Source organism: Pseudarthrobacter sulfonivorans, from assembly GCF_014712225.1.
GTDB lineage: Bacteria > Actinomycetota > Actinomycetes > Actinomycetales > Micrococcaceae > Arthrobacter > Arthrobacter sulfonivorans.
The window spans coordinates 388,746-404,914 of the sequence record NZ_JACXBW010000001.1 but is presented as its reverse complement, the minus strand read 5'-3'; the positions used below and the strand labels follow the sequence as shown (position 1 = coordinate 404,914).

General features: G+C 64.9%; 13 protein-coding genes and 1 riboswitch. Of the genes, 10 read left to right on the top strand and 3 right to left on the bottom strand.

The genetic code is table 11. From position 1 onward, the window contains the following. The first annotated feature begins 177 nt into the window (after positions 1-177). From IAQ70_RS01890 to IAQ70_RS01880, 3 genes are all read left to right on the top strand, one after another. Positions 178-1,479, top strand: coding sequence for an alpha/beta hydrolase (locus IAQ70_RS01890; RefSeq protein WP_190987592.1), 1,302 nt, complete (start codon positions 178-180; stop codon positions 1,477-1,479). Between the two features lie 81 nt (positions 1,480-1,560). After that, a complete protein-coding gene (locus IAQ70_RS01885; RefSeq protein WP_190987591.1) occupies positions 1,561-2,145 on the top strand; it encodes a histidine phosphatase family protein in 585 nt (194 codons plus the stop codon). Positions 2,146-2,278: 133 nt separating this feature from the next. Further along, positions 2,279-2,707, top strand: a complete 429-nt coding sequence (locus IAQ70_RS01880; protein ID WP_190987590.1) for a LapA family protein — start codon at positions 2,279-2,281, stop codon at positions 2,705-2,707. A 95-nt stretch (positions 2,708-2,802) separates the two neighbouring features. Here IAQ70_RS01880 and IAQ70_RS01875 read toward each other — a convergent pair whose 3' ends face one another. The 3 genes from IAQ70_RS01875 to IAQ70_RS01865 all read right to left on the bottom strand — a co-directional run bounded on the left by IAQ70_RS01875 (position 2,803) and on the right by IAQ70_RS01865 (position 5,840). Next, a complete protein-coding gene (locus IAQ70_RS01875; RefSeq protein ID WP_190987589.1) occupies positions 2,803-3,867 on the bottom strand; it encodes a maleylacetate reductase in 1,065 nt (354 codons plus the stop codon). Positions 3,868-3,878: 11 nt separating this feature from the next. Then, complete coding sequence (locus IAQ70_RS01870; protein WP_190987588.1) at positions 3,879-4,748, bottom strand: dioxygenase family protein; 870 nt, start codon at positions 4,746-4,748, stop codon at positions 3,879-3,881. An 87-nt stretch (positions 4,749-4,835) separates the two neighbouring features. Further along, on the bottom strand, positions 4,836-5,840 hold the full coding sequence (locus IAQ70_RS01865; RefSeq protein ID WP_190987587.1) for an amidohydrolase family protein: 1,005 nt from the start codon (positions 5,838-5,840) through the stop codon (positions 4,836-4,838). A 125-nt stretch (positions 5,841-5,965) separates the two neighbouring features. On the opposite strand from IAQ70_RS01865, the gene mhpA reads away from it, so the two are divergent. From mhpA to glyA, 7 genes are all read left to right on the top strand, one after another. After that, positions 5,966-7,507, top strand: a complete 1,542-nt coding sequence (mhpA, locus tag IAQ70_RS01860; RefSeq protein ID WP_190987586.1) for a bifunctional 3-(3-hydroxy-phenyl)propionate/3-hydroxycinnamic acid hydroxylase MhpA — start codon at positions 5,966-5,968, stop codon at positions 7,505-7,507. Positions 7,508-7,510: 3 nt separating this feature from the next. Continuing rightward, positions 7,511-8,860, top strand: coding sequence for an MFS transporter (locus IAQ70_RS01855; protein WP_190987585.1), 1,350 nt, complete (start codon positions 7,511-7,513; stop codon positions 8,858-8,860). Positions 8,861-9,039: 179 nt separating this feature from the next. Then, positions 9,040-9,774: an IclR family transcriptional regulator gene (locus IAQ70_RS01850; RefSeq protein WP_190987584.1), complete on the top strand. Its 735-nt coding sequence runs from the start codon at positions 9,040-9,042 to the stop codon at positions 9,772-9,774. Positions 9,775-9,906: 132 nt separating this feature from the next. Further along, a riboswitch (glycine riboswitch) is annotated at positions 9,907-10,004 on the top strand. A gap of 162 nt (positions 10,005-10,166) precedes the next feature. Beyond that, entirely contained in the window at positions 10,167-13,019 is a 2,853-nt protein-coding gene (gene gcvP, locus IAQ70_RS01845) for an aminomethyl-transferring glycine dehydrogenase (protein ID WP_190987583.1), read from the top strand. A gap of 11 nt (positions 13,020-13,030) precedes the next feature. After that, positions 13,031-14,143, top strand: coding sequence for a glycine cleavage system aminomethyltransferase GcvT (gene gcvT / locus IAQ70_RS01840; protein ID WP_190987582.1), 1,113 nt, complete (start codon positions 13,031-13,033; stop codon positions 14,141-14,143). A gap of 250 nt (positions 14,144-14,393) precedes the next feature. Beyond that, entirely contained in the window at positions 14,394-14,777 is a 384-nt protein-coding gene (gene gcvH, locus IAQ70_RS01835; RefSeq protein ID WP_190987581.1) for a glycine cleavage system protein GcvH, read from the top strand. Then, positions 14,774-16,093 carry a serine hydroxymethyltransferase gene (gene glyA, locus IAQ70_RS01830; RefSeq protein ID WP_317983549.1) on the top strand — a complete coding sequence of 440 codons (1,320 nt, stop codon included), beginning with the start codon at positions 14,774-14,776 and terminating at the stop codon, positions 16,091-16,093. Before gcvH ends, glyA begins: the two co-directional genes overlap by 4 nt. The last annotated feature ends 76 nt before the right edge of the window (positions 16,094-16,169 follow it).

The window sequence follows — 16,169 nt, the reverse complement described above, 5'->3', positions numbered from 1 at the left end:
ATCTGCCCATCCTGACCGTGCCAGTCGTTGGATGGCTGACCACCCGGTATCATCGGCGGGGTGACCGGGTGGGTAGCCCGGTCTTGGTTCAGCGGTCCGGCAAACCCCGCGGACGCCCGGGCAGGTATAAGGCCCGGGAGCAGGGGCGGGCGGCCGCCCGACGCTTCAATAGGTGCCATGGATTCATCCGTACTGGCCCTCAATATTGTTGAGGGGCCTGTGATCGTCGTCTGCTACGTGCTCAGTGCCCTCTGCGCCGTGGCCCTTCTGCTGCGCCGTCCGCGGCGCGTGGCGGCTGTTTCGTGGCTGGCGGGGGTTGCCGGCGCCCTCGCCGGGGCCGCGGTTTTGGTGGTCACGGAACGGTTCATGCACGCGTTTGGCGGCCCCCTTGGATGGCATGTGAGGATCTGGGTCATTCTCCTGTTCGCCGGGCTGGGGGTCTGCGGGGCAAATCTGCGCAGATCACGTCCCTGGCGGAAAGCCCTGGCCGTCGTGGGTGCCCTGCTTTTCGCCGCCACGGCCACGTTGGGAATCAACGCGTTTTACGGGCTGCACCCCACCGTGGCCTCGTTCCTGGGAATTTCCCTCGCCCCGAAGGTGGACCTGGACCCCGTCCAACCCCACGCGCCGGTCCAGCATCAGGCGCCCTTGTGGGAGAACTGGAAGCCGCCGGCAGACCTGCCGGCCGAAGGAACCACCGCCGAGGTGGTCATTCCGCCGAAGATCTCCGGTTTCGCCTCACGTCCGGCGGGGCTATACCTTCCCCCTGCGGCGCAGGTCCCCAACCCGCCCGCCCTTCCGCTGGTGGTGCTGATGATGGGGCAGCCTGGGACTCCGGACCCGCAGTTTATCGCCGCTGTCCTGAACAACTACGCTTCGCACCACGATGGACTGGCGCCGATCGTCATCGTGGCAGACCAGCTGGGCGACCCCTACGTGGACAACCTCTGCCTGGATTCGCCCCTCCACGGGCGCCCCGAGACGTTCATCAACCGCGATGTCGTGGACTGGGCGCGGAGCCATCTGAACATCATCGACGACAGGAAATATTGGACCATCGCCGGATACTCGCACGGTGGACAGTGCGCCATTTCCTTCGCCGCAAAGCACCCCTCGGTCTGGGGCAACGTGCTGGACATATCCGGTGAGGAATACCCGGGCGCCGAGGAGCCCGAGACCAACCTGAGGGAAATGTTTGGCGGCAGCCAGTCAGCCTACGACGCGGTAAAACCCATCAACATCCTGAAACAGCGGACGTACCCTGACACGGACGCGATCTTCACGGCATCCACCGACGACCCCGTTTACTTGGAGGCGTCCCGCCGTCTGGGGGCCGCAGCCACGGCCGCGGGCATGACCGTCACCAACTATGAGGTTCCCAACGGCGGCCACGTCATCGGGGCGCTGAACGGCGGCCTCAACAAGGGGTTCGAAGTCCTCTATCCGCGGCTCGGACTCTCGCGGCCAGGCCCGCCGTAACCGACGCCGCTTGAAGCCGGGTAGTTCGGGCGCTGCCCCGCCATGTCCGGTTCCCACCCGCCGTCGGGGACAATGGAAGGCATGACCCTTACGACGTTCGCCCTCGTTCGCCATGGCCAGACTGACTGGAACGCCCAGCGCCGGCTCCAGGGTGCCACTGACATTCCACTGAACGACGTCGGCCGCGGCCAGGCGCGCGACGCCGTCGCCAACCTTTCCGCCCACGAATGGGACACCGTGGTGTCCTCGCCGCTCAGCCGCGCCGCGGAAACGGCCAACCTGATTGCGGAGGGGCTCGGGCTCAGCGTCGCCCGGCACGTCCCGGAGCTCACCGAACGCAGCTTCGGGCTGGCGGAAGGCATGCAGGCCGGTCCTGAACTGGAGGCCCTGCGCATCCCCGGCGGTTTCCAGGGCGCCGAAAGCGAGGACGAGGCCGCCGTCCGCGGGCTGACCGCGCTGGAGACTCTGGCTGAGGAGTTCCGCGGCCGCCGTGTCCTGGTGGTCGCCCACGGCACACTCCTGCGGGTGAGCCTGAGCCGCGCGACCGGCCGCACCCTGCACAGCATCGACAACGCCGTACTCAACCTCGCGCACCACCACGTGAACGACGGCTGGCGCCTCGAGTTCTACAACGGTGAACGGCTGGCCGCCGACGCCACGGCCTGACCGCGTTTCGCATCGATTGCTCCGTAACGGCCGTTTTGGCGCCTCAAAAGGGCCCGTAGGGAGCAATCGATGAGTCCCCGGGTCACCGGCCCGGTTGGCCCCGAAAGCCCTCATGGAGGGGCAGAATGACGGTATGAGCTCAGAAGAACCGCTGCGACCTTCAGACCTGCCTCCCGCCCCGCCGTCCCAACCCACCCCGCCGTCCCAACCCATCCCGCCGTCCCAACCCGCGGGCCAACCGATCGCGCCGTCCCAACCCATCGCGCCTGCCTCTCCAGCTGCGAAGAGTGCGGCTGACAGGACCCGCACAACCAGGGCCGCGGTCATCTGGAGTGCGGTGGCGGTCAGCCTCGTGGTCTTGGTGCTTTTGATCATTTTCTTTATCCAGAACCAGGACATGGTCGCAGTCCGGTTTCTCGGCTGGGAGGGCAGCCTTGCGCAGGGGGTGGCTTTCTTCATAGCTGCCGTCGGGGGCGGGATCCTTGTAGCGATCGCCGGTGGAGCGCGCATCCTGCAGCTGCGGCACAACGAAAGAAGGCGGCGGAAGAGCACCGACGCTTAGCCGCCGACAGCAACACGGGGTCACTCCACGCCCGATATCCCTCCGGAATCGGGCGTGGAGTGACCCCGCGTTGGGTTTAAGGAAGTGGGACCTTGTCAGGCGTCAACGGGATCTCCGTTCAAGGCTCGCGTGAGCAGTCGGCGGATGCCCGCTGGAGTGATTTCGCGGGGGTTGGCATAGGGGTTTTTGGTGGCTAGGTCCACGGCCGCTTCGACGTCCTGTTCAGTCAGGCCGAGTTCCCGAAGCGACGCCGGCGCACCCAGTTTCAGGCTGAGTTCGCGCAGATACGTTGCCGGGTCCGAGGCTCCCGTGGCACGCCGCAGCGCTTCCACGGCGCCGGGAGCGGACGGTGCGTTGTAGGCGAGTGCGTAGGGGAGTACTACGGTGTGGGTTTCGGCGTGGGGGAGATTGAACGTGCCGCCAAGGGTGTGGCAGAGCTTGTGGTGCAGCGACATAGTGGTGGCCCCCAAAGTCGCCCCGCACAGCCAGGCGCCATAGAGCGCCTCGCTCCGATGTTTGATGTTTTCCGGATCGGCCACGATGTTGGGCAATGCCGTAATGAGGGCTCTAATGCCTTCTTCGGCCATGAGGGAGATGATCGGGGAGCCGTCGGGGGCGTAGAGGGCTTCGACGGCGTGGGCGATCGCGTTGAAGCCGCTGGTCACGGACATGCCGACTGGAAGCGACAGCGTTAGTTCCGGGTCGTAGATGACGCTCGTGGGCAGGACCCGGGGATCCTTGCCGGTCTTCTTCACGCCGTCGGCTGTCAGGCCCCAGACCGGGGTCATTTCAGAGCCGGCGTAGGTTGTAGGCAGGGCGATGATAGGTGTGCCGTATTCAAGGGCGATGGCTTTGCCCAGGCCGGTAGTGGAACCGCCGCCAACTGCTATGCAGCCGTCCGCTCCGGCTTCTGTGGCGAAGCGCTGGGCGTCCCGGGCGGTTTCGATCGGGACATGCATTCCGGCCTTGGCGTAGACACCGACACTCAGTTCGCCCAGGGAGTCAGAGATCTCCTGGGCGAGGTCCTTCTGGAATTCGGTGCAGAGCACCAGGACCCTCTTCAGCCCAAGTTTGTTGACCTCATCGGCCAGTTTGGACCGGTAGCCGGCGCCGAAACTGACGCGCATCGGCAGAGACTCGTAAAAAAATGGGGTACTCATGGCGGGCTCTCCTAGGATCCGGGGTGAAGCACGATGTCGAAGCGGCCGTGCCGGAACGGGGTCTGGACCCCGTAGCGGGCGGCTTCCCCGGGGTCCGTGTTCTCGGTGAAGTCCTTGACCAGGGATTCCTTGACGGCGAATACGGCATCGGACTCTATGTACTCGCTGCCGCCGATGAAGATGTGGGTGGTCAGCTCCCGATAACCGGGGGCCGTAACAAGGAAGTGGATGTGGGCGGGACGGTAGGGGTGGCGGTCGGTAGCGTCCAGGAGCTCCCCGACGGGACCGTCGGTGGGAATGGGGTAGTACATGGGGACGACGGACCGGAAATGGAAACGGCCCTCGGAGTCTGAACGCAGCAGGGCTCTCCCGTTGCCGATGCTCTGGATGCCCGGCTGTTGGACGTCATAGAAGCCCTTGGTGTCGGCCTGCCAGATATCGATCTCAGCGTTCGGTATGGGGGTTCCGTCGATCGAGACAACTCTGCCGCTAACCACGCAGCGCGGGCCCTCACTCTCTGGCGAGGCGTCGTCTCCAAGCGCCCTGACAGGCGACTCGACCATATGGAACGGGCCGAGGACAGTTGAGTCCGTCGCGTCCGGGGTCTCCTGGCCGTTGATGGTCTCGACCAGCATCGAGACACCCAAGACGTCGGACAGCAGGATGAATTCCTGGCGCACGTCTGTACAGGTCTTCCCGGTCCGAGTGAGGAAATCTATGGCCTGCTCCCACTCCTCGATGGAAGGTGCGATGTCCCGGACGAAGGCGTGCAGATGGGTCGTCAAGCTGCCCAGGATTTCCTTGGTCCGCTCATTCGGGGTGGCGGAGAAGCTCTGCAGCACTTCCGCGGTGAGGGCGTCGGCGTCAACGTTCGTTGCCATTGTCTGATCTTCCTCTGTAAACGGGTTTGAAGGTGTCAAGGTCATCCGGCTGCATCCTGAGACGATGCAGCCGGATGACCGGCCAAGCTAGCGTGATGCCGTAACCAAGCCCGGTACTGCACTGGCGTGATCTCCCAGGTGCAGGAGCTTCTCGGCGTTGCGGAAGCTGATCTTCTCGCGGTCCGCTTCGCTGATCGGGGCATTGTCCAGGAATTGGGCGGCCGCTTCGATGGTCTCGAACGGGTAGTCGGTTCCGAAGAGGATGTGGTCTGCCCCCACGGCCAGGAGTGCGCAGAGCAGCGGCGCTGGTGAGCAGACGCCACTGGTGGTGATGTAAAGGTTGTCCCGCAGGTATTCGGACGGCTTGCCCTTGGCCAGTTCGATGCCGTGGTGGTTGTGGAAGTCCCATCGGGAGTCCAGCCGCCACAGGACGTAGGGGAGCCCTTCGCCCATGTGCCCCAGAAGCAGTTTGGCGTTGGGGAAGTCGTCGAAGACCCCGCCGAAAATCAAGCGGAGCGCGTGGGTCGAGGTGTCGATGCCCCAGCTCCACATGGGGCCGACGAGTTCCGGGTGGCCGTCCAGCACGTGGGCGGTGTCCACGCCGTTGGCCGGGTGCAGATACAGCGGCACATCGAGGCCCTCCGCCATTTCCCAGACCACGCGCAGCTTCGGATCATCCAGGTACATCCCGTTTGTGTGGGCGTTGACGAGGGCGCCCTTCATGCCGAGTTCAGTGACAGCACGCTCGAGCTCCTTGGCCGCCGCCTGCGGGTCCTGCAGGGGAAGTGCGGCGAAGCCGGAGAACCGGGTGGGCCGTTCGACCATGATGCCGGCGAGGAAGTCGTTCACGGTCTTGGTCTTGGCGATGGCCGTTCCGGGATCCGTCTCGGCCTGGATGCCGGGGGAGTTCAGGGAGAGCACCTCCATGTCTATCCCGTGGAGATCCATTTCCGGAAGGCGTTCTTCCGTGAAGTCCAGCAGGCGCCGCGAGGCATCCGCCCAGGCCTGGGGCTGGGCGATGGAGCTGGTGCTGCTTCCATATCCCACAAGATCCGGGGTGACGAAGTGTTCTTCGAGGGCAATCTTCTTCAAAACGAGCTCCTTTGGCCGTAAAAAATCAATTCACCAATATGCATTGACTTCACTAATAATGAATCATACGCTGGCCTTGTGTCAAGGATCACAGGAGTGGTCCGCTCCAAGACCTGAGGATGACGATGGAAAAATTTGATGTTGCCGTAGTGGGTTACGGCCCTGTAGGGATGGCAACGGCGGCGCTGCTGGGCCAGGCGGGCCACAAGGTTGTGGTGCTGGAGAGGTACGCCGGGCTCTATAACTTGCCGCGTGCCGCGATTTTCGACGACGAGACCATGCGGACCTTCGCCCGGCTGGGCATCGCCGAGGCACTGCTGCCGAAGGTCAACGCCCAGCGGAATTACGAGTGGCGAAACGCTGACGGCGAGTTGCTGATCGAGCACGAATTCGCCCTGAAAGGGGCTTCGGGTTGGTCCGAGTGGTACATGATGTACCAGCCGGACCTCGAAGATGCGCTCGACCGCCTGTGCCGCTCCATGCCAAATATCACGGTCCGATTCAGTTCGCCGGTAGAGGGCTACCTGGAATCTGCCGACGGCGTGGACATCACGGTTCCCGGCGGGACCGTCACAGCGTCCTACGTCGTCGCTTGTGACGGGGGGAACGGCTTCACCCGCGGCTGGATGGGCGCGGAGTTGGAGGACTTTGGATTCTCCGAGCCGTGGCTGGTGTGCGACTTCCGGCTCACCGGCGAGGTCGAGGTGCCTCTGGCCCGCCAGGTGTGTGATCCGAGGCAGCCGCAGTCCATCATTTCGCTCGGTCCTGATCACCACCGCTTCAGCTTTATGCTCGACTCTGAAGAAGCCTTCCTGACTGAGCGTGATCCGGAGCGGGTGTGGGCGCGGGTCAAGGAATATCTCGTGCCGGACCAAGCCGAGCTCATCCGGGTTGCGACCTACACGTTCCGGTCCCTCATCGCCAGCCCCTGGAGGCAGGGAAGGATTGTCCTGGCGGGTGACGCTGCCCACCAGATGCCACCCTTCCTCGGCCAGGGGATGTGTTCCGGCGTCCGCGACGCTCAGAATCTCGCGTTCAAACTCGATCTCCTGCTTGCGGGCAAGGCGGGGGCGGACATTTTGGACACCTATCAGAGCGAGCGCGAACCCCACGTGGCGGCTGTCGTGCACAAGGGCATAGAACTTGGCAAAGTCCAGACGATGCGCGATCCGGAGAAAGCACGGCAGCGCGATGAGCAGTTCATCGCGAACCGTCGGAACAACCTGAAGCCGGAGAAGCTGAAATTCCCCGGACTGGGGCCGGGCTTCATCGCACCCACGTCCCACCCCGCAAACGGACAGCTGTTCATCCAGGACGAGGTCCGCGCCGGCACGGTCTCGGGACGCTTCGATGACGTCTTCGGCTACGGGTTCAGGTTGCTCTGCAGTGGAGAATGGTACCGAGAGACCAACTCAACCGACGCAAACATCCCAGGTGACGTCGTCGTTATCGATCCTGAGACGGGACGCGTCAGCGGGTCGTTCACAGACGTGAACGGCAACTACTTGAAGTGGTTCGAAACCAACGACTGTTCAGCCGTTCTGGTCCGTCCCGATTTCTATGTGTATGGAGCCGCGCGCACGAACGATGAGTACGCTGCGCTCCTGCATGAGTATCACAGTGCCTGCTCAACGCCGAGCAGCATTACAGCATCCGTAGGAGTGTAGGCCATGTCAACAACTCGAAAAACTGCCGGACAACGGCCGTTCCGAACCATCACGGAACGGACCCTTCTGACCATTGCTTTCGTGATCGCCGCGCTTGAAGGCTACGACCTGGCCATCTACGGGGTGTCCGTCCCGGCCCTGCTGGCCGACGCATCACTGAATGTGAACAAGGCCTCTGCAGGCGTGCTGGGTTCCGTCGTGGGAGCAGGCATGCTCATCGGCGCGGCGCTCGCCGGTGCCCTGATGCGCCGGGTTGGAGCCCTCCGGCTGATCCTGGCCAGCTGTGTCATTTTCTCCGCTGGCATGGTGCTGTCGGCGGTAGCGCAGAATGTTGCCGTTTTCGGAGTGGGCCGGGCACTTGTCGGCCTCGGCCTCGGCGTCGTGCTGCCCACGCTGCTGGCGTATGTGGCCGACCTGTCTGTCCCTAACCACCGCAACCGGAACACGGGAATCGTCATGGCCGGCTATGCTGTCGGCGGGCTTGCGGCACCCCTGCTCGGGGCAATGATGTTGCCGGCCGCCTCCTACCGGTGGCTGTACATCATCGGTGTCATCCCGGTTGTCATCATCCTCCCGTTCGCCTGGAAACTGCTGCCGGTCCCGCCGGTCCACCTCCTCCGCACCGGACAAACCGACGAAGCGCACCGTCTAAGCGAGTCCATGGGCCTGCCCGTTCCGGTACTGACTGCGGCCGGAAAACGGCACTTTGCCGGCATCGGACCGCTGTTTGCTCCAGGAGTGGCCCGGGCAACGCTCCTCTTCTGGGTGATGACTTTCTGCGGCCTGCTGCTCGTCTTCGGCATCACGGCCTGGCTCCCGACCATGATGCAGGCCAGTGGCTACTCCCTGGGTTCTGCACTCTTGCAGACCGCGGCTATGTGGGTCGGTGTTGGCGTCGGAGTGGTGATCGGCGGCCGGATTGCGGACAGAATCGGGGCGAAGCCGGTGGTCATTGTGGCATTCCTGACCGGCGCCGTCAGCCTGCTAGTCATGAGCGTGAATCCCAATGTGATTGTACTGTTCCTCTTTATGTTCCTCAGTGGCGTTGGCTTCATCGGTTCCCAGATCCTCGTCAACGGGTTCATCCTGACCCGCTACCCCGATGACATTCGGGGAAGCGGACTGGCTTGGGCGCTGTCCTTCGGGCGGCTCGGTGCCATCGTCGGACCCTCGCTCGGTGCTTGGGTCATGACGTCGGGACTCGCTGTCGAGTGGAACTTCTACGCCTTCGCTATTCCGGCCGTTATCGGCGCAGCGGCCTCAATCCTTGTGCCTCAAGTGAAGGTTAAAGCTGTCGGTTCGCCGGCAGCATCCGGCTCGGTTCGGGAACAAATCCCGGCGCCGGGGGCCTAGGGCACGGACAAGATCCCTGCCCGCCAAGTACACTGGCCGCACCCCGATTCGGCATCGCGCCGGGGTGTGGCCAGTGGTGCGCGCGGTTACGAAGCAAGCATGAGGGAAGTAACGATTTGAGCAACCTGGACCAAGAGTCAGCCACCGAGCGTCAAGGCATTCAGTCCGTTGAATTGGCCATGCGTGTAATGCAGGCCCTTGAGGCTGGCGGCGGGCCGATGTCACTCTCTGAGATCGCCGAGCGCAGCGGTTTCCAGCCCAACAAGGCTCACCGGTATCTGGTCAGCCTCGTTCGCTCCGGTCTGGCCTCACAGTCGCCCAAGACGGGCAGGTACGACTTCGGGCCAGCCATGCGCCGCCTGGGCGCAGAGTCTCTGCGCCGGACAAATGAAGTCTCAGTGGCCTCGGACTATGCCATGCGGCTGCGCGACACCTGCGGACACTCCGTCAATCTCGCTGTGTGGGGCGAGGATGGGCCTGTTGTAGTCCGCTGGGATTATGGCGCGCACGTGCTCCCCTTCAACGTCCGGGTGGGCGCCAAGCTTCCCATGCTGACCTCCTCCGGCGGACTTGTCTTTCTTGCCTACCTGCCTGAATCCATGTCATCGGCCGCGTTGGAGGCCGACCGGGCGCGACTCAAGGCTGAGGCGTACTCGGACGCCGATATCAGCCGCAAGCGCAACGAAGTCCTGGCAGCCGGCTACGCAGTCACCTCCGGCGGGATTATTCCCGGCGTTTCCTCCGTTTCCGCTCCCGTCTTCTCCTCGGTTGATTCGCTTCCACTCACCATGACCGTGGTGTTTCCGGCCGAAGAGGTGGACAGGGCTGAGATGGACAAGGTCACGGCCGCGCTACTCGAAACCACGCGGACCGTCTCAAGTGAGCTGGGCGTCTCAACCGACAGGGCATCTTGAATGAGCAGCTGGCCGCCGAGGTCCCGGCCTGGGTGGAGGGGACTGTGACCCTAATCCCGGGACGGCAAATTGCGGGTCGCCGGCAAACCGGGTAAGCTGTGAGGCGTGTCACTGACGAGGTGATGCAGCTTTTGATCTGCGGCGGGAGAGTCCTGCCAGTACGTTACGCAGGCGCCGTAGGAGCAAATCCTCTCCGGGAATCTCTCAGGCCCACGTACCGCCGCGGTTAGGCAACTCTGGAAAGCAGTCCGGAAACGGGCTCACCGACGGTGCAAGCGCCATCCTGTAAAAGCAGGTGGAGCGGAAACTCTCAGGTCCAATACAGAGCGGAGAGGAACCCGAATCAATGTGGCGTACCCAGCGGACGCCACCTGAATTATGGAGTTCCTTTCATGACCGTTCAGTCGTCCCCCACCACGTTTGCCGACCGGCATATCGGTGCCCGCCGCCAGGCCGACATCGAGACCATGCTCAAGGCCGTCGGATATGACAGCGTTGACGGCCTCGTTGACGTTGCCGTCCCCGATTCCATCCGCCAGGCCAGGCCGCTTGCCCTCAAGGACGCGCTGAGCGAGGTTGAGGTCCTGGCTGAGCTGCGGAAGCTCGCGGGCAAGAACAAGACGGCTGTGCAGATGATCGGCCAGGGCTACTACGACACCGTCACCCCTGCTGTGATCCGCCGCAACGTCCTCGAAGCCCCGGCCTGGTACACCGCGTACACCCCGTACCAGCCCGAAATCTCCCAGGGCCGGCTCGAGGCCCTGCTGAACTTCCAGACGATGGTCCAGGACCTGGTCGGGCTGCCGATCGCGAACGCCTCGCTGCTGGACGAAGCCACCGCCGTGGCCGAAGCCGTGCTGATGATGCGCCGCGCCAACAAAAACAAGGAAGCCCACGACGGCAAGACCGTCCTGGACGCCGACGTCATGCCGCAGACCATCGCCGTGGTCAAGGGCCGCGCCGAGGCCCTCGGCTTCGAAGTTGAGGTCGCTGACCTGTCCAAGGGCCTGCCCGAGGGTGTCATCAACGGCATCGTCCTGCAGCAGCCCGGCGTCTCCGGCCGCGTCTTCAACCACGCCGAGGTCATCAAGGCGGCGAAGGAACGCGGCGCGCTGGTCACGGTCGCCGCTGACCTGCTCGCCCTGACCCTGATCACCCCTCCCGGTGAACAGGGCGCGGACATCGCCGTCGGCTCCACCCAGCGTTTCGGCGTCCCGCTGTTCTTCGGCGGCCCGCACGCGGCCTACATGGCCGTGGCCAAGGGCCTGGAACGCTCCATGCCCGGCCGCCTCGTCGGTGTCTCCAAGGACGACGCCGGCCTGCCCGCCTACCGCCTGGCCCTGCAGACCCGTGAGCAGCACATCCGCCGTGAAAAGGCGACCTCGAACATCTGCACCGCGCAGGCCCTGCTGGCCATCGTGTCCTCGTTCTACGCCGTTTACCACGGCCCGGACGGGCTGAAGGCGATCGCCGAGCGCACCCACAACCATGCCCGCACCCTGGCCACCACGCTGCAGGTCGCCGGCCGCGAACTGGCCACCGAAACCTTCTTCGACACCGTCACGGTCTCGGTCCCGGGCAAGGCCGCCAAGGTCATCGCCGCCGCCGAAGCACGCGGCATCAACCTGCGCCACATCGACGAGGACACCATCGGCGTCTCCGCTGATGAAACCACGACGCCGGAGGTCCTCTCCGCCATCGCCGTCGCCTTCGGTGCCGGTCCCGTCGTGGAAGCCAAGGGCTTCGACCTGCCCGCAGAGGTGCTCCGCACCTCCGAGTTCATGCAGCACCCGGTGTTCAACACGCACCGTTCCGAAACCCAGCTGCTGCGCTACATCCGCAGGCTGAGCGACCGGGACCTCGCGCTGGACCGGACCATGATCCCGCTGGGCTCCTGCACCATGAAGCTGAACGCCACGGCCGAGATGGAAGCGATTTCCTGGCCGGAGTTCGCCTCGATCCACCCGTTCGCCCCCGAGTCCCAGACCGTGGGCTGGCGCGAGCTGATCAGCGGCCTCGAGGCTGACCTGGCCGAGATCACCGGCTACGACCAGGTCTCTTTGCAGCCGAACGCCGGGTCCCAGGGCGAGCTCGCGGGCCTGCTCGCGATCCGCGGCTACCACCGCGCCAACGGCGACACCCAGCGCAACATCTGCCTGATCCCGGCCTCCGCGCACGGCACCAACGCCGCGTCCGCCGTCCTGGCGGGCATGAAGGTTGTTGTGGTGGCCACCGCTGCCGATGGCACGATCGATCACACCGACCTGGACGCGAAGATCGAGGCGAACAAGGACGCCCTCTCCGCGATCATGATCACCTACCCCTCCACCCACGGCGTGTACGACGCGGACGTGACCGAGATCTGCGAGGCGGTGCACGCCGCGGGCGGGCAGGTCTACGTCGACGGCGCGAACCTGAACGCCCTGGTGGGGCTGGCGCAGCCGGGCAAGTTCGGCGGCGACGTTTCGCACCTGAACCTGCACAAGACCTTCTGCATCCCGCACGGCGGCGGCGGCCCCGGTGTTGGCCCGGTCGCGGCCAAGGCCCACCTGGCACCGTTCATGCCCGGGGACGCGAACAAGGCAGCCCACCAGGACGGGACAGGGGTCGCCATCAGCGCGTCGAACTTCGGGTCCGCCGGTGTCCTGCCGATCTCCTGGGCGTATGTGAAGCTGATGGGCGGCGAGGGCCTGAAGGAGGCCACCAAGTCCGCGCTGCTCGCGGCGAACTATGTTGCGGCCCGGCTGAACGAGTACTTCCCGGTCCTCTACACCGGTGAGGGCGGTCTGGTGGCGCACGAGTGCATCCTGGACCTGCGCGAGCTGACCGCGAGGACCGGGGTGACGGCCGAGGATGTGGCCAAGCGCCTGATTGATTACGGCTTCCACGCCCCCACCCTGGCGTTCCCGGTCGCGGGGACCCTGATGGTGGAGCCCACCGAGTCCGAGGACCTGGCCGAGATCGACCGGTTCATCGACGCGATGATCACCATCCGCAAGGAAATCGACCAGGTCGCCAACGGTGACTTCAGCGTGGAGAACTCCCCGCTGCGCCACGCACCGCACACCGCGTCCGCCGTCGTCAACACGGACTGGACCCGCGAATACACCCGCGAACAGGCCGTCTTCCCGGTCCACCACCTCAAGCAGGACAAGTACTTCCCGCCCGTGGGCCGCATCGACGGCGCCGGCGGGGACCGCAACCTCATCTGCTCCTGCCCGCCGCTCTCCGAATTCGAAAACTAAGGATTCCGATCATGACTGAGAAGTACACCGCCCTTTACGAAGAGCACAAGAAGCTGGGCGCCTCCTTCACCGATTTCGGTGGCTGGCAGATGCCCCTGAAGTACAGCTCCGAGCTGGCCGAGCACCACGCGGTCCGCAAGGCTGCCGGCCTGTTCGACCTCTCCCACATGGGCGAAGTCTGGGTCACCGGTCCCGCGGCCGGCGCGTTCCTGGACTACGCCCTGGTGGGCAAGCTCTCCGCCATCGCGGACGGCAAGGCCAAGTACTCGCTGATCTGCAACGCCGACGGCGGCATCATCGATGACCTCATCGTCTACCGTTTCGGCGACGAGAAGTACCTCGTGGTCCCCAACGCCGGCAACGCCCCCACCGTCGCCGCTGCCTTGGCAGAACGCGCAGCGGACTTCGATGTCAAGGTGGAGGACGCCTCCGCGGAAACCTCGCTGATCGCCGTGCAGGGCCCCAAGGCCGAGGCCATCCTGCTCAAGCTGACCGATGAGGCCCAGCACGCACTGGTCACCGACCTGAAGTACTACGCGTTCAACGAGCTCACTGTCGCCGGCCACAACGTCATCTTGGCCCGCACCGGCTACACCGGCGAGGACGGCTTCGAGCTCTTCGTACCGAACGACGGCGCCGCCTCCCTGTGGGCGTCCGTCGCCGAAGCCGGGGAAGAGTTCGGCATCATCCCGTGCGGCCTCGCGTCCCGCGATTCGCTCCGCCTGGAAGCCGGCATGCCGCTGTACGGCAACGAGCTTTCGCTCGAGCGTTCACCGTTCGACGCCGGCCTGGGCCCCGTTGTCGCGCTCAAGTCCAAGGAAGGCGACTTCGTGGGCCGCTCCGCCCTCGAGGCTTCCAAGGCCGAGGGTTCGAAGCGCAAGCTCGTGGGCCTGAAGGGCCTCGGCCGCCGCGCCGGCCGTGGCGGCTACCCGGTCCTCAAGGACGGCAACGTCGTCGGCGAAGTCACCTCCGGCCAGCCCAGCCCCACCCTCGGGTACCCTGTTGCACTGGCCTATGTCGACATCGAGCACGCCGAACTGGGCACCGCCCTGGACGTCGACCTGCGCGGCAAGGCAGAGCCGTTCGAGGTCATCGCCCTCCCGTTCTACAAGCGCCAGAAGTAAGCCCTCCGGGGGCTGGGGCTGACATCCTCTGCATGCTGCTCGTTCCTCGCTTTGACGCATGCTGCCGGATGCCAGCCCCAGCCCCGACTCCGGTGGTTGAGGTCAAAAACCCCGGGTCGCCGGCCCCTCAGTTCCCACCCCCGGACGCTCTCTCACTTAATGCACGTTTTGACCGGACGCTCTCTCACTTGATGTGGTGTTTGGGCGAACGCTCTCTCACTTTGAACTCCAAACTTAAGGAATAGACAACATGGCTAAAGTTGCCGCTGAACTGAAGTACTCCGCCGAGCACGAGTGGATCGCCGCTGATGGCGATGGTCCGTCGGTTGTTGGCGTGTCCGCTGTTGCCGCTGAGGCGCTGGGCGACATCGTCTACGTTGACCTGCCCGAGGTTGGCTCCACCGTTACTGCGGGGGAGACCTGTGGCGAGATCGAGTCCACCAAGTCCGTCTCGGACCTGTACTCACCGGTCACCGGCGAGGTCACGGAAATCAATGACGAAGCCGTGGCCGATCCCGCACTGATCAACTCCGATCCGTACGGTGCCGGCTGGCTGTTCAAGGTCACCGTGACCGAAGAAGGCCCGCTGCTGTCCGCGCAGGAATACGCCGAAGCCAACGGCGGCGAACTGTGACCGCCACAACGGAAGCCACGTTCGAGCAGGTAGTTTCCCCGTCCCTGGACGCCGACCTGTCCACGCTGGACCCGGAAATCGCCGTCAAGATCAACGACGAACTGGGCCGCCAGCGTGACGGCCTGGAGATGATCGCCTCCGAGAACCACACCGCCGTCGCCGTGATGCAGGCGCAGGGCTCGGTCCTGACCAACAAGTACGCCGAGGGCTACCCGGGCAAGCGCTACTACGGCGGCTGCGAGCACGTGGACGTCATCGAGCAGCTGGCCATCGACCGCGTCAAGGCCCTGTTCGGCGCCGAGTTCGCCAACGTGCAGCCGCACTCCGGCGCACAGGCCAACGCCTCGGTCATGCACGCGCTGATTAAGCCGGGCGATACCATCATGGGCCTGAACCTGGCCCACGGCGGACACCTGACGCACGGCATGAAGATCAACTTCTCCGGCAAGCTCTACAACGTTGTCCCGTACCAGGTCCGCGAAGACACCCACACCATTGACATGGCCGAGGTGGAGCGCCTGGCGCTGGAGACCAAGCCGCAGCTGATCGTTGCCGGCTGGTCCGCTTACGCCCGTCAGCTGGACTTCGCCGAGTTCCGCCGGATCGCCGATCTGGTGGGCGCTTACCTGATGGTGGACATGGCACACTTCGCCGGCCTGGTGGCAGCTGGCCTGCACCCGAGCCCGGTGCCGCACGCCCACGTTGTCACCTCCACCACGCACAAGACCCTCGCCGGTCCGCGTGGCGGCATCATCCTCTCCAACGATCCCGCGATCGCCAAGAAGATCAACTCGGCTGTCTTCCCCGGACAGCAGGGCGGGCCGCTGGAGCACGTCATCGCCGGCAAGGCCGTGGCCTTCAAGATCGCGGCCACGCCGGAGTTCAAGGAGCGCCAGGAGCGCGTCCTCGCCGGTGCCAGCATCCTGGCCGACCGCCTGGTCCAGCCGGACGTCACCGCCAAGGGAATCTCCGTGATTTCCGGCGGCACCGACGTCCACCTGGTCCTGGTTGACCTGCGCAACTGCGAGCTCAACGGCCAGCAGGCCGAGGACCGCCTCGCCGCGATTGACATCACCGTCAACCGCAACGCCGTGCCGTTCGATCCGCGCCCGCCGATGGTCACCTCCGGTCTCCGGATCGGCACCCCCGCCCTGGCCACCCGTGGTTTCGGCGAGGCAGCGTTCCGTGAAGTTGCGGACATCATCGCCGAGGCATTGATTGCCGACGCCGACGCGGACCTTTCCGGCCTGCGTCACCGGGTTGAGGCACTTGCCGCAGCCCACCCGCTGTACCCGTCAGTCGCCAACCTCGGCTGATGCACTCCCGGTGCCGGTGAAGCTGACATCCTCGGCGTGCTGCTCCTTCGTCGCTTTGACGCACGCTGCCGGATGC